Source organism: Cupriavidus sp. 21MJTG02-4 (assembly GCF_057798975.1).
Genome location: NZ_JBYOJP010000001.1, coordinates 629,441 through 645,363, shown reverse-complemented (window position 1 = coordinate 645,363; position 15,923 = coordinate 629,441). Strand labels below are relative to the sequence as shown.

The 15,923-nt window shown below is 66.3% G+C and carries 14 protein-coding genes; 5 read left to right on the top strand and 9 right to left on the bottom strand.

Annotation, left to right across the window (positions count from 1 at the left end; all coding sequences use genetic code 11):
* Positions 1-17: 17 nt before the first annotated feature.
* From AC3FKH_RS03075 to def, 6 genes are all read right to left on the bottom strand, one after another.
* A complete protein-coding gene (locus tag AC3FKH_RS03075; protein WP_488672803.1) occupies positions 18-2,456 on the bottom strand; it encodes an ATP-binding protein in 2,439 nt (812 codons plus the stop codon).
* Complete coding sequence (locus AC3FKH_RS03070; protein WP_488672801.1) at positions 2,453-3,307, bottom strand: DUF4390 domain-containing protein; 855 nt, start codon at positions 3,305-3,307, stop codon at positions 2,453-2,455. The genes AC3FKH_RS03075 and AC3FKH_RS03070 overlap by 4 nt, the downstream gene beginning before the upstream one ends.
* Positions 3,308-3,316: 9 nt before the next feature.
* Positions 3,317-4,690: a 16S rRNA (cytosine(967)-C(5))-methyltransferase RsmB gene (rsmB, locus tag AC3FKH_RS03065; protein ID WP_488672799.1), complete on the bottom strand. Its 1,374-nt coding sequence runs from the start codon at positions 4,688-4,690 to the stop codon at positions 3,317-3,319.
* A 176-nt stretch (positions 4,691-4,866) separates the two neighbouring features.
* Positions 4,867-5,727, bottom strand: coding sequence for a zinc metalloprotease HtpX (htpX, locus tag AC3FKH_RS03060; RefSeq protein ID WP_488672797.1), 861 nt, complete (start codon positions 5,725-5,727; stop codon positions 4,867-4,869).
* Positions 5,728-5,921: 194 nt separating this feature from the next.
* A complete protein-coding gene (fmt, locus tag AC3FKH_RS03055; RefSeq protein ID WP_488672794.1) occupies positions 5,922-6,926 on the bottom strand; it encodes a methionyl-tRNA formyltransferase in 1,005 nt (334 codons plus the stop codon).
* Positions 6,927-7,087: 161 nt separating this feature from the next.
* Complete coding sequence (gene def, locus AC3FKH_RS03050) at positions 7,088-7,594, bottom strand: peptide deformylase (protein ID WP_488672792.1); 507 nt, start codon at positions 7,592-7,594, stop codon at positions 7,088-7,090.
* Between the two features lie 161 nt (positions 7,595-7,755).
* Between def and AC3FKH_RS03045 the strand changes: the two genes are divergently transcribed.
* The 4 genes from AC3FKH_RS03045 to AC3FKH_RS03030 all read left to right on the top strand — a co-directional run bounded on the left by AC3FKH_RS03045 (position 7,756) and on the right by AC3FKH_RS03030 (position 13,358).
* Positions 7,756-8,925, top strand: coding sequence for a LysM peptidoglycan-binding domain-containing protein (locus tag AC3FKH_RS03045; RefSeq protein WP_488672790.1), 1,170 nt, complete (start codon positions 7,756-7,758; stop codon positions 8,923-8,925).
* A complete protein-coding gene (gene dprA, locus AC3FKH_RS03040) occupies positions 8,922-10,052 on the top strand; it encodes a DNA-processing protein DprA (RefSeq protein WP_488672788.1) in 1,131 nt (376 codons plus the stop codon). The genes AC3FKH_RS03045 and dprA overlap by 4 nt, the downstream gene beginning before the upstream one ends.
* A 78-nt stretch (positions 10,053-10,130) precedes the next feature.
* The gene (locus AC3FKH_RS03035; RefSeq protein WP_488672787.1) at positions 10,131-10,535 is read left to right on the top strand and encodes a thioredoxin family protein; all 405 of its coding nucleotides are present in this window, start codon (positions 10,131-10,133) and stop codon (positions 10,533-10,535) included.
* Between the two features lie 147 nt (positions 10,536-10,682).
* Positions 10,683-13,358: a DNA topoisomerase III gene (locus AC3FKH_RS03030; RefSeq protein WP_488672786.1), complete on the top strand. Its 2,676-nt coding sequence runs from the start codon at positions 10,683-10,685 to the stop codon at positions 13,356-13,358.
* A gap of 52 nt (positions 13,359-13,410) precedes the next feature.
* On the opposite strand, the gene AC3FKH_RS03025 is transcribed toward AC3FKH_RS03030, so the two are convergent.
* Positions 13,411-14,316, bottom strand: a complete 906-nt coding sequence (locus AC3FKH_RS03025) for a LysR family transcriptional regulator (RefSeq protein ID WP_488672784.1) — start codon at positions 14,314-14,316, stop codon at positions 13,411-13,413.
* Positions 14,317-14,505: 189 nt separating this feature from the next.
* On the opposite strand from AC3FKH_RS03025, the gene AC3FKH_RS03020 reads away from it, so the two are divergent.
* Complete coding sequence (locus AC3FKH_RS03020) at positions 14,506-14,796, top strand: hypothetical protein (protein WP_488672782.1); 291 nt, start codon at positions 14,506-14,508, stop codon at positions 14,794-14,796.
* A gap of 262 nt (positions 14,797-15,058) precedes the next feature.
* Here the strand turns inward: AC3FKH_RS03020 and AC3FKH_RS03015 are convergent, their stop codons facing one another.
* Positions 15,059-15,514 carry a hypothetical protein gene (locus AC3FKH_RS03015; RefSeq protein ID WP_488672780.1) on the bottom strand — a complete coding sequence of 152 codons (456 nt, stop codon included), beginning with the start codon at positions 15,512-15,514 and terminating at the stop codon, positions 15,059-15,061.
* Positions 15,515-15,709: 195 nt separating this feature from the next.
* On the bottom strand, positions 15,710-15,904 hold the full coding sequence (locus AC3FKH_RS03010) for a YbdD/YjiX family protein (RefSeq protein ID WP_488672778.1): 195 nt from the start codon (positions 15,902-15,904) through the stop codon (positions 15,710-15,712).
* Positions 15,905-15,923 lie beyond the last annotated feature (19 nt).

Here is a 15,923-nt window from a genome sequence, read left to right as displayed (position 1 = left end):
ACGGACCGCCAAGTTGACTATGCCAGTTTAACGAACAGGATCGAGATCTGTGCACCGACGATCTCGGCACCGTCCATTCGATTGCGCAGTTCAATGCGCGCGCCGTGTTCGTCAATGATCTTCTTTACCATTGCCAGGCCGAGGCCCGTGCCCTTGGCTTTGGTGGTCACATAAGGCTCGAACGCACGACTCAGGATGCGCGGTGCAAAGCCGGGACCATTGTCCGCAATGGTTAGCTTGACTGCCTGACGGTTTTCGCCGGCAGAATCTTTGTATTCTACAGTCTCGGTGTGTAGAGCGATACGGGGCGCCGCCCTACCCGCCGCGACGTTCTCGGCCGCGGCATCCTGCGAGTTCTGCAACAGGTTGTGTATCACCTGGCGCAGTTGCGTCGGATCTCCCTTGATCTCGGGAAGGCCCGGGTCCAGCGTCGCATGGATCACCGGATGCTCGTGCACCGTGTGGTCGTCGATGCCATACAGGTGCAACACCTCGGATACCAGTGCGTTGATCTGCAGTGACTGCAGCACCGCCGGTGGCGTGCGCGCATAGTCACGGAAGTCGTCGACCATTCGCTTCATCGCCGCCACCTGGTTAACGATCGTCGCCGCGCCGCGCTTGAGGACCTCGGCATCTTTGTCCTCGAGCTTTGGCGAGAGCTTCATCTGCAGGCGTTCCGCAGACAGCTGGATCGGCGTGAGCGGGTTCTTGATCTCATGCGCAAGGCGCCGCGCGACTTCGCCCCAGGCCACCGACCGCTGGACCGAAATCACGTCGGAGATGTCGTCGAACACGACCACGTAGCCAGGCTCGTCGCGTTCGCCGCCGGGCAGGCGCGCACCGCGCACCAGCAACGTCAGTGCCTGCTCTTCATGGCCTTGCGGCAGTTCGATCTGCTTCTGCCAGTGCTCGGCGCCACCGAGTACTTCGCGCGTGCTCTGATCGGAGAAGGCCTGGCGCACGATTTCGCCGAACGGACCCATGCCGGGGATATGTTCCATCGGCAGCCCCAGCACGGCGCCGAACGGCTGGCGGAAGATGCGCTCGGCGCCGGGGTTGGCAGTGATCAGCACGAAGCGCCGGTCAAACACCAGCACGCCGGCCGTGAGGTTCTGCAGCACGCTTTCCAGGTAGGCCTTCGATTGCTCGAGCGCGCTGCGGTTTTCCTCGACCGCCAGGCGCGCTTCGGCAAGCTGCCGGGTCATCTGGTTGAACTGCTGCGTGAGCATGCCGAGTTCATCGCGGCTCTTCAGTTCGCGCTTGGGCGAGAGGTCGCCTTCGGCCACTTCCTTGGTCCCCTGCACCAGCATCAGCAGCGGACGCGCGAGCTGGCCGCCGAGCAGCAGCGCGAGCATCACCGCGATGAACACCGCGAGGAACAGCGTGAGCGTCAGCGTGCCGATGTACATCTTGCGCAGGCCGGTGCGGCCCAGCGCTTTTTCCTGGTACTCCTGGTAGGCGCGCTGCACTTCATCCGCATTGCGCGCGAGCACGGCCGGCACGGGATGCACGACCTGCAGGTAACGCTCTTCACGCACGGTGTCGCCCACCAGCCCGAACCCGCTCGACGGCGAATCCTCGGGCCGGCGCTCCACCGAAAGGCCGGAGCCGGCCCAGCGCGTCTTCGGCGCGGCGGCGCGCGGGGCGCTGGCGGCGGCCGTGGCCGTGCCGGTATCGCCGGCGGGCGCGGCGCCGAGCGGAATGATCACGCGCAGCCGGTACAGGTGGCTGCTGTCGATGCGCTCGGTGCTGTGGCCATCCACGGACGGATCCGACCCGCCTTCCACCGCGGCGTAGCCGCCTGCCAGGCGCGCCTGCTCGGCCAGCACGCCCGACGGCAGGTCGGGGACCAGCGTGGCATAGCTGCTGGACGCCGTGGCCAGCACGCGGCCGCTGCCGGTGAAGATCGCGGCTTCCTGTATGCCGTATTGCTCGCGCAGGCGATTGAGCTGCAGCGAGGTGGCCATGCCGGACGGCCCGCTCAGCTGTTCGGCCATCAGGCGTGCTTTGCCCTGCAGGTCGGCCAGGGCGCTGTCGATGGTCGAGCGTCCCAGGTTCAGGCCCGCTTCGAGCGCGGTTTCCACGCGCACGTCGAACCACGATTCGATGCTGCGCGAAACGAACTGCAGCGACACCAGGTAGATCAGCACGCCGGGCAGCACGCCCACCACGCCGAAGAACACGGCGAGCTTGGTCATCAGGCGCGTGCCGAACTTGCCGCGGCGATAGCGCAGCCACAGCGTCAACGCCAGCGCGCCGACCGTGATCACCAGCAGCGCGCCGACGACCAGGTTGATCTTGAACAGCAGCGTGAAGTAGCGGTCGAAGAATTCCGTGTTGGCCGAAGCGCCGGCCAGCAGGCCCACCAGCACCAGCGCCAGGAACACGATGATCCCGGCCACCACCCGGTAAAGCACGCGGCGAAACCGGCTGTCCCAGAGACTGCTGCTGTTCATGGCTGGCCGGGGACGGCCTGCACCAGCGCGAACGGCGAGAGTGCGGTCGACACGGTCTGGGCGAACGGGCTGCCACGCGTTTCGGCCGCTGCGGCCGGCGCCGACGCGGGCAGCGGAGGCGATGCCGGCATGGCCGGCGAGGCCGGCAGCGCAGGCGCTGGTACGGGCGCAGGCGGTGGCGGTGGCGGTGGCGCGTTCAGGTCAGTGGGCACGGTATAGGTAAAGCGGCGCCAGTCCGAAGCCAGGTTCCACTCGCGCGTATTGACCGCATTGATCTGGAACGGCTTGGGCAGTTGCGACAGGTCCAGCTTCATGCGGACCTCGGCATGATAGGACTCGCCGGGCTTGACCGCGCCACGGTCGAACACGCGCCAGCCATGCACGCGCTGGATGAATTGCAGCGCGCTCTTCAGGCGCGCGAACGGGACCTGCAGGCCGCCCGTGGACACGCGGTACTGGCGCGTGAGCGGCTGGTAGGACAGGCGAATGGTACGGCTGGTATTGACGGGCTTTTCGTCGAACCAGTACCAGCGCGGGCGGGTGAGCTGGAACTCGACCATGAAATACAGCGAGATACCCTTGTTCAGCGCGTCTTCGAGCGCCGGCGGCAGGTCGAAGTCGAAGCTCGCCGTCAGGTCGAAGCCATTGTCCTGGTATTCGATGCGCGCCTCGGTGGCTTCGATGGCCTGCGCGCCGACGGCGCCCGCCCAGAGCAGGCACGCCAGCACCAATGCCAGCACCGCGCACGTGCGCCGCAGCGCGCCGGCCGTGTCACCGCACCACGCCCCGGCAACCGCGCGCGCGCGGTCTGCAGGGACGCGGAAGTCTGACAAGCGCAGCGTGCTCACCATCGGATCAGATCAGGCGCGTTTCTGGAAGCGGGCGTAGTAGAAGCCATCATGATCAGACGGCAGGCCGTCCCGGCCAGCATCGTTGTCGCTGGCGGGCTGTGTTGCTTGGGAACCGGGCAATAGCTGCCCCGGTGCCTGCAATCGTATCGCATCTGTCAACTGTGCACCAAACCAGCGCGCCTGCTCCTCCCCTTCCGTTGGGAAAATAGAACAGGTGACATAGACCAGAATGCCGCCCGGCTTGAGCAGCGGCCAGAGTTGCGAAACGATGCGTCGCTGTTCATTGACAAGCCGGGCGATATCGGCTTCGCGGCGCAGCCAGCGGATATCGGGGTGGCGGCGCACGATGCCGGACGCGGAGCACGGCACGTCGGCCAGGATGCGGTCGAACTGCTGTCCGTCCCACCACTCGCCTGGCCGGCTGGCATCGCCCACCACGACCTGCGCGCGCGTGCCCAGCCGGGACAGGTTCTCGTCGATGCGGCCGGCGCGCTTCGCGTCGCTTTCGACCGCGGTCACGTCGATGTCGGCCAGTTCCAGCAGGTGGCCGGTCTTGCCGCCGGGCGCGGCGCAGGCATCGAGCACGCGCATGCCGTCGGCCACTTCGAGCAGCGGCGCGGCCAGTTGCGCGCCGGCATCCTGCACCGACACGTCGCCCTGCGCGAATCCCGGAATCTGCGTCACCGGGAATGCGCGCACCAGGCGCACGGCCTGGGCGCCGATGGCCTGTCCCGCCAGGCCGGCATTGGCCAGCTCGGTCAGGTATTGCTGCAGCGGGATGCGTGCCGTGTTGACGCGCAGCGTCATCGGCGGACGCACGTTGGCGCTTTCGGCCAGCGCCATCCATTGGTCGGGATACGCTTCGCGCAGCATGCGCAGCCACCATGCCGGCAGGTTCCAGCGGGCCTGCTCGTCGCGGTTCACTTCCGCCATCAGCGGCTTCTGTTCACGCAGGAAACGCCGCAGCACGGCATTGACCAGGCCACGCGCGTGCGCAGTCTTGGGTTCGGAGGCGGCGGCGCTGACGGCCTGGTCCACCACCGTGAATGCGCTATAGCCGCCGCGGCCAACCTTGGCCGAGTCGCCCTCCTCGCCTTCGAGCAGCAGCGACAGCGCGACGGCCAGCAAGGAGTCCACCTGCGCGCCGGGCGGCCGCGTGACCAGTTGCGTCACCAGCGCGCGTGCCGTGCCGAACTGGCGCATGGTGCGGTAGGCCAGGTCCTGCAGCGCGCCGCGCGTGGCGGCATCGCGCACGCGGTCCAGGCGCAGATGCGTGGCGGTATCTTCGATGGCCTGCGGCAGGGCCGTGCCTTCATTGACGGCACGCACGGCCATGGCGGCACCGAGCATCTGGAAGGCAAGCGATTCGTGGGGCAGGCGCATATCGGTAAGGCTTAAGACAATGGAACAAGGGGCGTGGCAACGGCTGACGGGCCAGCAGGCGCAGGCGGCGCCACGCGGGGCAAGAAAAAGCCCGCTGGCCTGGCAGGCAAGACAGCGGGCAGTTTACCTTGTGCGAGGCGGGGCCCCCGGTTTTAGGCGCCGCGGCCCGGCTGGCATCAGGCCGGGTACGTACCGGTCTGCGCCATCTGCATCAGGCGGGCAATGCGTTCTTCGGTCGACGGGTGGGTCGAGAACAGGTTGGCGATGCCGCCTCCCGACAGCGGATTCATGATCATCATCTGCGCCGTGGCCGGATGCTCTTCCGCGGCCTGGAACGGGATGCCCTGCGCATAGCGGTGGATCTTGTCCAGCGCGCTGGCGAGCGCCTGCGGGTCGCCGCTGATCTCCGCGCCGCCGCGATCGGCTTCGAATTCGCGCGCGCGGGAAATCGCCATCTGGATCAGCGAAGCGGCCAGCGGCGCCAGGATCGCCACGGCAATGCTGGCGATCGGATTGCTGCGGTTGCCGTTCTCGTCGCGTCCACCGAAGAACATCGCCATATTGGCCAATGCCGAGATCGCACCGGCCATGGTCGCGGCGATGGTCGAGGTCAGGATGTCGCGATGGCGCACATGCGCCAGCTCGTGCGCCATGACGCCGCGCAGTTCGCGCTCGGACAGCACGCGCAGGATGCCCGTGGTGGCGGCGACGGCGGCGTGCTCGGGGTTGCGGCCGGTGGCGAACGCGTTGGGGGCGTCCTCGTTGATCAGGTACACGCGCGGCATCGGCAGGCCGGCGCGCTGCGACAGCTCCTGCACCATGCCATAGAACTGCGGCGCGCTGCCGGCATCGACCTCTTGCGCGTTGTACATGCGCAGGACCATCTTGTCCGAGAACCAGTAGGAGAAGAAGTTCATGCCCAGCGCCATCACGAGCGCGAACATCATGCCGTTGCGCCCGCCGATCATGCCGCCGATGACGATGAACAGCGCCGTGATGGCGGCCATCAGCATGAAGGTCTTGACCCAGTTGAACATTGACGTGATCTCCGTGTAGTCGTCCGCCGCCGCCACTGCGGGGCGCGCTGAACGTTAGATAGGGATGAAACGCTGAAAATTCAACGGGTTTGCGCGGCCGCCAGAATGCAGCGTGGCAGCCACGCCGGCCGCGCTCCCGGGCGGATGATGACCGTGCCCGCCAGGGTACGCAATCCGCACTTCAGATGGGGGCGTCAGGCTGCCGCGGCCGGCACGGTGAAGCGGGTTCCCGGTGGCAGCGGCGTCCCTTGCAGGAACTGCTGCGCGGGCTGGCGGCGGCCGCCCGGCTTCTGCAGTTCCGTGACCTGCAGCGCGCTGCCGTCGCCGCAGGCGATGATCACGCCACTGGCGTCGGCGACCAGCACCGTGCCCGCCGGATGCGGAAGACTGCTGCCGGCGGACAGCGGCACGGCTTGCCAGCACTTGATCACGGTGCTGTCGAGCTGCAGCGTGGCACCCGGAAAGGGATTGAACGCGCGCACCTGGCTGGCCAGCTCGGCCGCCGGGCGGCGCAGGTCCAGCGGGGCTTCGTCCTTGCCGATCTTCTCGGCGTAGGTGATGCCGGCATCGGGCTGCGGCGTCGCGGGCAGCGTCTCGCCCGCGGCGAGCTTGCGCAGCGCGTCGACGATCATGCGGCCGCCCAGCGACGCCAGCTTGTCATGCAGCGTGCCGGTGCTGTCGTCGACGGCGATCGGCACCGACTCGCGCGACAGCATGGCGCCGGTATCCAGGCCTTCGTCCATCTGCATCAGCGTGATGCCGGTCTCGGCGTCGCCGGCTTCGATCGCCCTGTGGATCGGCGCCGCGCCGCGCCAGCGCGGCAGCAGCGAGGCGTGGATGTTCAGGCAGCCGAGCCGCGGCAGTTCCAGCACCTCGGCCGGCAGGATCAGGCCGTAGGCGGCCACCACCATGACATCGGGCGCGATCTTCGCCAGCGTGTCGACGGCCTGCGCGGCCTCTTCAGGATATTTTCCCGTGCGGCGCAGCGAGCGCGGCTGGAGCACCGGCTCCAGGCCATGGGCGACGGCGAACTGCTTGACGGGGCTCGCCTGCAACTGCATGCCGCGTCCGGCCGGACGGTCCGGCTGGCTGAGCACGGCAACCACCGGGAAACCGGCGGCATGGATGGCTTCAAGCGCGACACGCGCGAATTCGGGCGTGCCGGCAAAGGCGACACGCAGGGACTTGGCTGCGGACATGACTGGCTCCCTGATGCGGACCTGAAAACAGAAGCGGACCTTGAAAACAGAACCGGCCGCATAGCGGCCGGTACGTTCCTGACTTCGGAAGTCATAACGATAGCAGACACGGCGCGGCTGTCCCAGCCTTGGCGCCGTGCGTGTCCCGTCGTGGATGTCTGTTACATGCGCGCGCGTTCGCGCTTGTGCAGCTTGGACTTGATGCGGGTCTGCTTGAGCGGCGACAGGTATTCGACGAACACCTTGCCGAGCAGGTGGTCCATCTCGTGCTGGATGCAGACGGCCAGCAGGTCATCGGCGTCGAGTTCGAAGCGCTCGCCCTTTTCGTTGAGCGCGCGCACGCGCACGCGGTCGGGGCGCTCTACGCGGTCATAGACCTCGGGCACGGAAAGGCAGCCCTCTTCCCAGAACTTGCGGTTGTCGCTGGCCCAGACGATCTCGGGATTGATGAAGACCTGGAGCGCATCACGCGTCTCGGACAAGTCGATCACCACCACCTGCTCGTGCACGTTGACCTGCGTGGCCGCCAGGCCGATGCCGGGTGCCTCGTACATGGTTTCCGCCATGTCCTTCACCAGCTGGCGGATGCGGTCGTCCACTTCCTTGACGGGTTTCGCCACGGTATGCAGACGGGGATCGGGATAGGTCAGGATGTCGAGTTTTGCCATGATGCTAGGGCGCAACGCCGGCGGCTCTGGGCTGTCCGGCCGCGTTGCGGCGGCGGGGGATTACATGCAGAATCGGGGCGCTAGTACAAAAATTCAAGGCGCGCCGCAGCAGGCACGCTCTCCAGGGTCAATCCGGCTGTTCTACCAGCCGGTTCACGAAAATGCGCGATCTTACCAAAGAACACCAGGCGGCGTCGGGCCGCAGGCTGCACGCGTTCACCCTCGCCATATGGGGTGCTGCCGGCGTCACTGCTGCCGTAAGTGCTCCGGCCATGGCGGCAGATCTCTCGGTATCGCCCGCCCAGCACGCGGAAGCGCAGCGCGTTGCGCAGCAAGGGATTCCCGCCAGCGAACTGTCGCCCAATGCCCCGTCGCAGTACACGGTTCGCAAGGGCGACACGCTGTGGGGCATTTCGGGGCAGTACCTGCGCCAGCCATGGCGCTGGCCCGAGCTGTGGGGCATGAACCGGCAGCAGATCCGCAATCCGCATCTGATCTATCCCGGCCAGGTCCTGTACCTGATCCAGCGCGATGGCCGGGCCTGGCTGTCGACCACGCCGGGCGCCAACGACACCGTCAGGCTGACGCCGCACGTGCGCGGCGACGCCGAAGGCGTGGCCATTTTCAGTATTCCGGCCAAGGACATCGAGCCGTTCCTGATTCGTCCGCTGGTGGTGGACCAGGGCCCCCTGGACACCTCGGCGCGCATCGTTGCCGTGCCCGAATCGCACGTTTATCTGGGCCGCGGCGACACCGCCTACGCGCGCGGCATCGCGCCGGATGCGGCCGCCGTGGGCAGCGACTGGCAGGCCTTCCGGCCGGTCACGCCGGTGCGTGATCCGGTCACGGGGCAGGTACTCGGTTATGAGGCCGAATATGAAGGCAATGTGCGCGTGGCCCGCGCCGCCGACGGTCCCGACGCGGTTTCGACGCTGCACGTGACGCAGGCCCAGCAGGAAATGGGCGTGGGCACGCTGCTGGTGCCCCAGCCGACGCGCGAGGCCTTTCGCTACGTGCCGCGCGCACCGGAAACCCAGGTCGATGGCCGCGTCGCGAAGGTCTACGGCGGTGTGCAATACGGCGGAGCCAAGCAGGTCGTGGTGCTCAATGTCGGCACCAATGCCGGGCTGGAGCCGGGCCACGTGCTCGCGCTCTCGCGCACGGGCGAAGTCGTTGCCGACCGGACCGACCGCAACCGCAATATCTTGCTGCCCGACGAGCGCTACGGGCTGGCCTTCGTGTTCCGCGTGTTCCCGAACGTGTCGTACGCGCTGGTGACGGATGCCTCGAACGTGATCGAGGTCGGCGATCGCGTCATCTCTCCGCGTTGACGGCCGGCCAGGTGCCGGCCGCCGCATGGCCGGACGCGGCGCGGGACGCGGATGACACGCTGGCGTGGCTGCGACTGGCCAGCGCGCCGGGCATCGGCCCGGTGACGGTGCGCCTGCTGCTGGCGGCGTTCGGCCTGCCGCAGCAGGTATTCGCCCAAAGCGTGGCAGCGCTGTCGTCGGTGGTGCCGCGCAAGCTCGCGGCGGCGATCCTGGCTGCGCCCGGCGCGACCTTGAACCATGCGCTGGCCAAGACCATGGCGTGGCTGGAGCAACCCGGCAACCATCTGCTGACGCTGGTCGACCCGCGCTACCCGGTGCGCCTGCTCGACCTGACGGATCCCCCACCGCTGCTATATATCAAGGGCGACCCCGCCGCGCTGGCGCGGCCAGCGCTTGCCATCGTCGGCGCGCGCGATGCCACGGCGCAGGGCAAGGCCGATGCCGAGGCGTTCGGCCGGTCCTTCTCCCAGGCGGGCCAGACGGTGGTTTCGGGGCTCGCGCGGGGCGTGGATGCGGCGGCCCACGAGGGCGGCCTGGCGGGCGAAGGCGGTACGGTGGCGGTGATCGGCACCGGCGCCGACCGGGTCTACCCCGCGCGCCATTTCGACCTGGCCCACCGCATCGCCGAACACGGCGCGATCGTCAGCGAGTTCCCGCTGGGCATGCAGGGGTTCAAGGATAACTTCCCGCGGCGCAACCGCCTGATCGCGGCGCTCGCCCGCGGCGTGCTGGTGGTGGAGGCAGCGGCCCGGTCGGGCTCGCTGATTACCGCCCGCCTCGCGGCGGACCTGGGCCGGGAGGTTTTTGCCATTCCGGGTTCCATCCACGCGCCGCTTTCGGGCGGATGCCACTTCCTGATCCGCCAGGGGGCCAAGCTGGTCGAGTCGCCACAGGACGTGATGGAAGAGTTCGGCCTCGCGGTCGGGCCGGCGAAGGTGGCGAATGCCGCACCGCCACGGTCAGATGATCCCTTGCTAGCCATGCTGACACACGAGCCCGTCACGCTCGACACGTTGTGCGAGCGCAGCGGGCTGGCACCGGAAACGCTGGCGACGCGGCTGCTCGAGCTGGAACTGGAAGGGCGCGCGGAGCGTCTACCGGGGAACCTCTTTCGCAGTCTGTCCTAGACTTCGCCAGTGGCCGCGGACGCATTGCCGATACAATCGGCGGTCCTCGTGTCGCAAGAGGCTCATGTTTGAAGCGTAATGACCGTTTACTTTCCCGAACGTGACGTTGCCGCCATCGGTGCAGCGCTGTCGGCTCGCCCGCAAGGCCGGCTGATTGCCTGCCTGTGCGCGCAATGGTGCGGGACATGCCGGGACTACCTGCAGGCATTCTCGGCGCTGGCCGCGCGCCACCCGGAAGACTGTTATGTGTGGATCGATATCGAGACGCATGCGGACCGGCTTGACGACATCGACATTGAAAATTTCCCCACGCTGCTGGTCCAGCCGGTGGCCGGGGGCCCGGCGCAGTTCTACGGCACGCTGGTGCCGCATATCGAGGTACTGGAACGGATGCTCGCGCGGGGCACGACCATGCCTGGTGGGCAGGCGGATGTCCCGGAAGTGCTGGAGTGGTTGCTTGCCGGGGGACGGTGCGCCGCGTAGCGGCGGATTTCACACCGGTGCGGCTGGCTTGCACCGCCGTTGAAACCGCGCTTATGATTGGCGCCTCAATGCCCCCCCGGGGCGATGTCACCTTATATTGCTGTGCAAATCGCGCGTTGCCGGAAGCAACCCGCAAGGACCCGTTCAATGTCAAAAGCCCTCATCATCGCGGAAAAGCCATCGGTCGCGGCCGATATCGCCCGTGCCCTCGGGGGCTTTACCAAGCACGACGAGTACTTTGAAAGTGACGACTTCGTGCTGTCGTCCGCCGTGGGCCACCTGGTGGAGATCGCCGCGCCAGACGAATACGAGGTCAAGCGCGGCAAGTGGAGCTTCGCCAACCTGCCGGTGATCCCACCCCACTTCGACCTGCGCCCGATCGCCAAGACCGAGTCGCGCCTGAAGGTGCTCAACCGCCTGATCAAGCGCAAGGACGTCACCGGCCTGATCAACGCCTGCGACGCGGGACGCGAAGGTGAACTGATCTTCAGGCTGATCGCCCAGCAGGCCAAGGCCAAGCAGCCGATCCGCCGCCTCTGGCTGCAGTCGATGACGCCGCAGGCGATCCGCGACGGCTTTGCCAGCCTGCGCGAAGACCAGGACATGCTGCCGCTGGCCGATGCCGCGCGCTGCCGTTCGGAGGCCGACTGGCTGGTCGGTATCAATGGCACGCGTGCCATGACCGCCTTCAACAGCAAGGGCGGCGGCTTCTTCCTGACCACCGTGGGCCGCGTCCAGACGCCGACGCTGTCGATCGTGGTCGAGCGCGAGGAGAAGATCAAGCACTTCGTGCCGCGCGACTACTGGGAAGTCCACGCCGAATTCATCGCCGCCGCGGGCCTGTACGAAGGCCGCTGGTTCGATCCGAAATTCAAGAAGAGCGAGTTCGATCCCGAGGCGCGCGAGTCGCGCCTGTGGAGCGAGGCCGAGGCCAAGAGCATCGTCGCCGCGTGCCGCGACAAGCCCGGCACCGTCACCGAGGAATCCAAGCCATCGACGCAGCAGTCGCCGGCGCTGTTCGACCTGACCACGCTGCAGCGCGAGGCCAACTCGCGCTTCGGCTTCTCGGCCAAGAACACGCTCGGCCTGGCGCAGGCGCTGTACGAAAAGCACAAGGTCCTGACCTACCCGCGTACCGATGCGCGCGCGCTGCCCGAGGACTACATGGAAACGGTCAAGCAGACCATGACCATGCTGTCGGACAGCTCGCCCAATTACCTGCCGCACGCGAAGAAGATCCTGTCGCAGGGCTGGGTCAAGCCGAACAAGAAGATTTTCGACAACAGCAAGATCAGCGATCACTTCGCTATCATCCCGACGCTGCAGGCGCCCAAGAACCTGTCGGAGCCGGAACAGAAGCTGTATGACCTGGTCGTGCGCCGCTTCCTGGCGGTGTTCTTCCCGGCCGCCGAGTTCCAGGTCACGACCCGTATCACGGAAGTGGCCGGCCATCACTTCAAGACCGAAGGCAAGGTGCTGGTCAACCCGGGCTGGCTCGTGATCTATGGCCGCGAGGCGCAGGGCGACAAGGATGCCGCCAACCTGGTGCCGGTGGCCAAGGACGAAAAGGTCAAGACCGACAAGGTCGAGAGCGTGGGCCTGACCACCAAGCCGCCCGCGCGCTACAACGAAGCCACGCTGCTGTCCGCCATGGAAGGCGCCGGCAAGCTGGTGGACGACGACGCGCTGCGCGAAGCCATGGCCGGCAAGGGCCTGGGCACGCCGGCCACGCGCGCGGCCATCATCGAAGGTCTGCTGACGGAAAAGTACCTGGTGCGCGAAGGCCGCGAGCTGATTCCGACGGCCAAGGCGTTCCAGCTGATGACGCTGCTGCGCGGCCTGGGCGTGCTGGAACTGACGCAGGCCGAGCTGACCGGCGAATGGGAGCATAAGCTCTCGCAGATCGAACGCGGACGCCTGAAGCGCGACGAGTTCATGCTTGAGATCGCGCAGATGACGCAGCAGATCGTCAAGCGCGCCAAGGAATACGACAGCGACACCATCCCTGGCGACTACGCCACGCTGGCCACGCCGTGCCCGCAGTGCGGCGGCCAGGTGAAGGAGAATTACCGCCGCTTTGCCTGCACTGCGTGCGAATTTTCGATCAGCAAGATCCCCGGTGGCCGCCAGTTCGAGATCAACGAGGTTGAAGAACTGCTGCTGAAGCGGGAAATCGGCCCGCTGCAGGGCTTCCGCAGCAAGATGGGCCGGCCGTTTGCCGCCATCCTCAAGATCGCCAAGGACGACGAAGGCCATTACAAGATGGAATTCGATTTCGGGCAGAACGATGACGAGGGTGACGGCGAGCCGGTCGACTTCAGCGACCAGGAGCCGGTCGGCACCTGCCCGAAGTGCAGCGGCGCGGTGTTCGAGCACGGCATGAAGTATGTGTGCGAGAACAGCGTGGCCAGCCCGAAGACCTGTGACTTCACCACCGGCAAGATCATCCTGCAGCAGGAAATCAGCCGCGAACAGGTCGGCAAGCTGCTCAACGACGGCCGTACCGACCTGCTGACGGGTTTCAAGTCGTCGCGCACGGGCCGCAACTTCAAGGCGTTTCTGGTGAGGCAGGCGGACGGCAAGATTGGCTTCGAATTCGAAGCCCGCGAGCCCAAGGCCGGCGCCAAGGCATCAGCCAAGACTGCGTCGCGCACGGCCGCAAAGCCGGAAGAAGCCCAGGCCGCTGCGGCCAAGGCGCCGGCGAAGAAGGCAGCCGCCAAGACCGCCGCGACCAAGACCGCGGCCAAGAAGGCGCCCGCCAAGACGGTCGCGGCCAAGAAGACCCGCGCCGCGGGCAAGGCCACGGTCGAAGCCGAAGAGTAATGGTATAGGGCGGGAGGAGCGGCGCATCAGCGCCAGCGTCCTCCCGTTTGCCTTACGAAAGCTGCTCGCGGCCCCGGACGCCCTCTTCCAGCAGGAAGTCGATAAACGCCCGGACCTTGGTCGGCAGGAATTTGCGGCTCGGATAAACCACGCTGACATCGCGCCGCGGCAACTGGTACTGCGGCAGGACATGGACGAGGCTGCCTGACTCGATATTCTGCTTGGCCAGGTAGGACGACAGCATCGCCACGCCCATATTCGCGAGTGCCGCCTGGTGCGCGAGTTCGGCATTGCTGCACAGCAGTCCAGGACGGATCGGCACCGTCACTTCGCCTTCGGGCCCAAGCAGCGTCCACTCGTGTTCCACGTTGGGCAGCCGCATGGCGATGCAGCGGTGATTGGTCAGCTCGTGCGCATGGCGCAGCGGCGGATGCATGCGGACGTATTCGGGTGACGCGCACAGCACGATCTCGGCCGAGATCAGCGGACGCGCCACCAAGTGCGAGCCCAGCCCCAGGTCCGACAGCATGACGGCGACGTCGCGGCCCTCTTCCACGATATCCACGTTGCGGTCGGAAAGCAGCACGTCGAACACCACTTCGGGGTATTGCTGCTGGAAGCGGGCCATCAGGCTTGGTAGCAGGTGCAGTCCGAACATCACTGGGGTCACCAGTCGCAAGGTTCCTGATAGTGACTGGCTGCGCGCCGTCACCACGCCTTCGGCTTCTTCCACGTCTTCCAGGATCTGCTGGCAGCGCTGCAGGTAGGTTTCCCCGGCGTCGGTCAGCGACAGGCTGCGGGTCGTCCTGTTCAGCAGCCGCGTACCCAGGTGGCTTTCCAGGTCCGCCACATAGCGCGTCACGACCGCGTTGGACATCTCCAACTGCTGCGCTGCACGAGCAAAGCTGCCCAGCTCCACCACTTTGGCGAACACGCGCATCGATTGCAGGCGATCCATGACATAGTCTCCCGTCGCTCTCCTGAATTTTTCCTGGTTCAGGTGACTTTATTGTTGGAATCAGAACTAATCATTGTGCCAGCCGATATTTATTGATATGAGGGAAACGCCTAATATCTACCCATCGGATGCCGCATTGCAGCAACCTAGACTGCACAAGCCGGCACCAAGTTGAAGAAACACTGAGCCATGAAAAATACCCGTCTTTCCCTGATCGCGATTGCCACCCTCGCCGCAGCCCTTTCCGCTGCACCGGCGTTTGCCAAGGCCGGCAAGTTTGACCCGTACGCAGATGGCGCCAAGGCTGGCAAGTACGACGTCTACAGCGATGGCGCCAAGGCCGGCAAGTACGACGTCTACAGCGATGGCGCCAAGGCCGGCAAGTACGACGTGTACAGCGATGGCGCCAAGGCCGGCAAGTACGACGTGTACAGCGACGGCGCCAAGTACGATCTGTCTTCCGACCGCACGCCCCTGTAATCGACAGGGCCCGCAAGCCGCGGTCCGGGGCCGTATCTCCCCTATGCGGCCCCTCCCTCTCAACCTGGTCTCCACAGGTCGTTTGGAGAGCGTCTGACAGACCTCTCCTTGTTTATCCGGAGAAGAAGCCCGCACTGATTGCGGGCTTCTTTGTTTCTGTGTTCGGTCAGGAGGGACTGCTTCTGCCAGGCATTATGCCAGAGCACGCAAAGAAAAACGGGCCAGCGGCCCGTTCCTGAATCCTGCCCGGCTGAGGATGGGCTCAGTCGTCGTAATGATGGTGGTGCTTGTGCTTCTTATGCTTGTAGTGGCCACCACCACCGTAGTAGCGGCGGTCGTTCTCATAAGAATTGCTGCGCGAAACGTTGCCGCCCAGCGCTGCGCCCGCGCCACCGCCAACCGCCGCGCCGACCAGGCCGCCGGTGCGGCCCCCCATGGCGTTACCCGCCGCCGTACCTGCACCGCCGCCCAGCGCGCCGCCGATGATGGCGCCCGTGCGCTCGCGCCGGTTGGACGTCACCGCCCCGCCCGCACCGCCGCCGACGGCACCACCGATCACGGCACCGGTGCTGCCGCCCAGGGCGCCGCCTACAGCCGCTCCGGCCACGCCGCCGAGGGCGCCGCCAAGGGCATTGTTCATGTCGCTCGCGAAGGCCGGCAGCGCGGACGCCGCCAGGGCGAGAGCCAGGGTCATATTGCGAACGGGATGGCGAGACATATCGTTTCCTTTCTTTGCCATGTTGTGCCGCAAGTGTAGAGAACGAGCCCCCGCCTTGCTGTAACCACGTGTAAAGCCATGTAACCCCCTGCTGAAACGTATGATTTGAGCGACAACACGGCACAGGCGTGGCACTGGACACAAAAAAACGGGCAACCCGAAGGTTGCCCGTTCCATCAGACCTGGCCGGTCCGCTCAACAGCACTTGCCCTGGCCGCCGCCGTAGCGCGCTTCCTGACGTTCGCGGAAGAATTCCTCGTAGGTCATCGGTGCGCGGTCCGGGTGGGTGGTTTCCATGTGGGCCACATAAGTCTGGTAGTCGGGCAGTCCGACCATCAGCCGCAACGACTGCCCGAGGTAGCGTCCCATCGTTCCCAGTTGTTCCAGCATGGCGGGGCTCCTTTGTCTC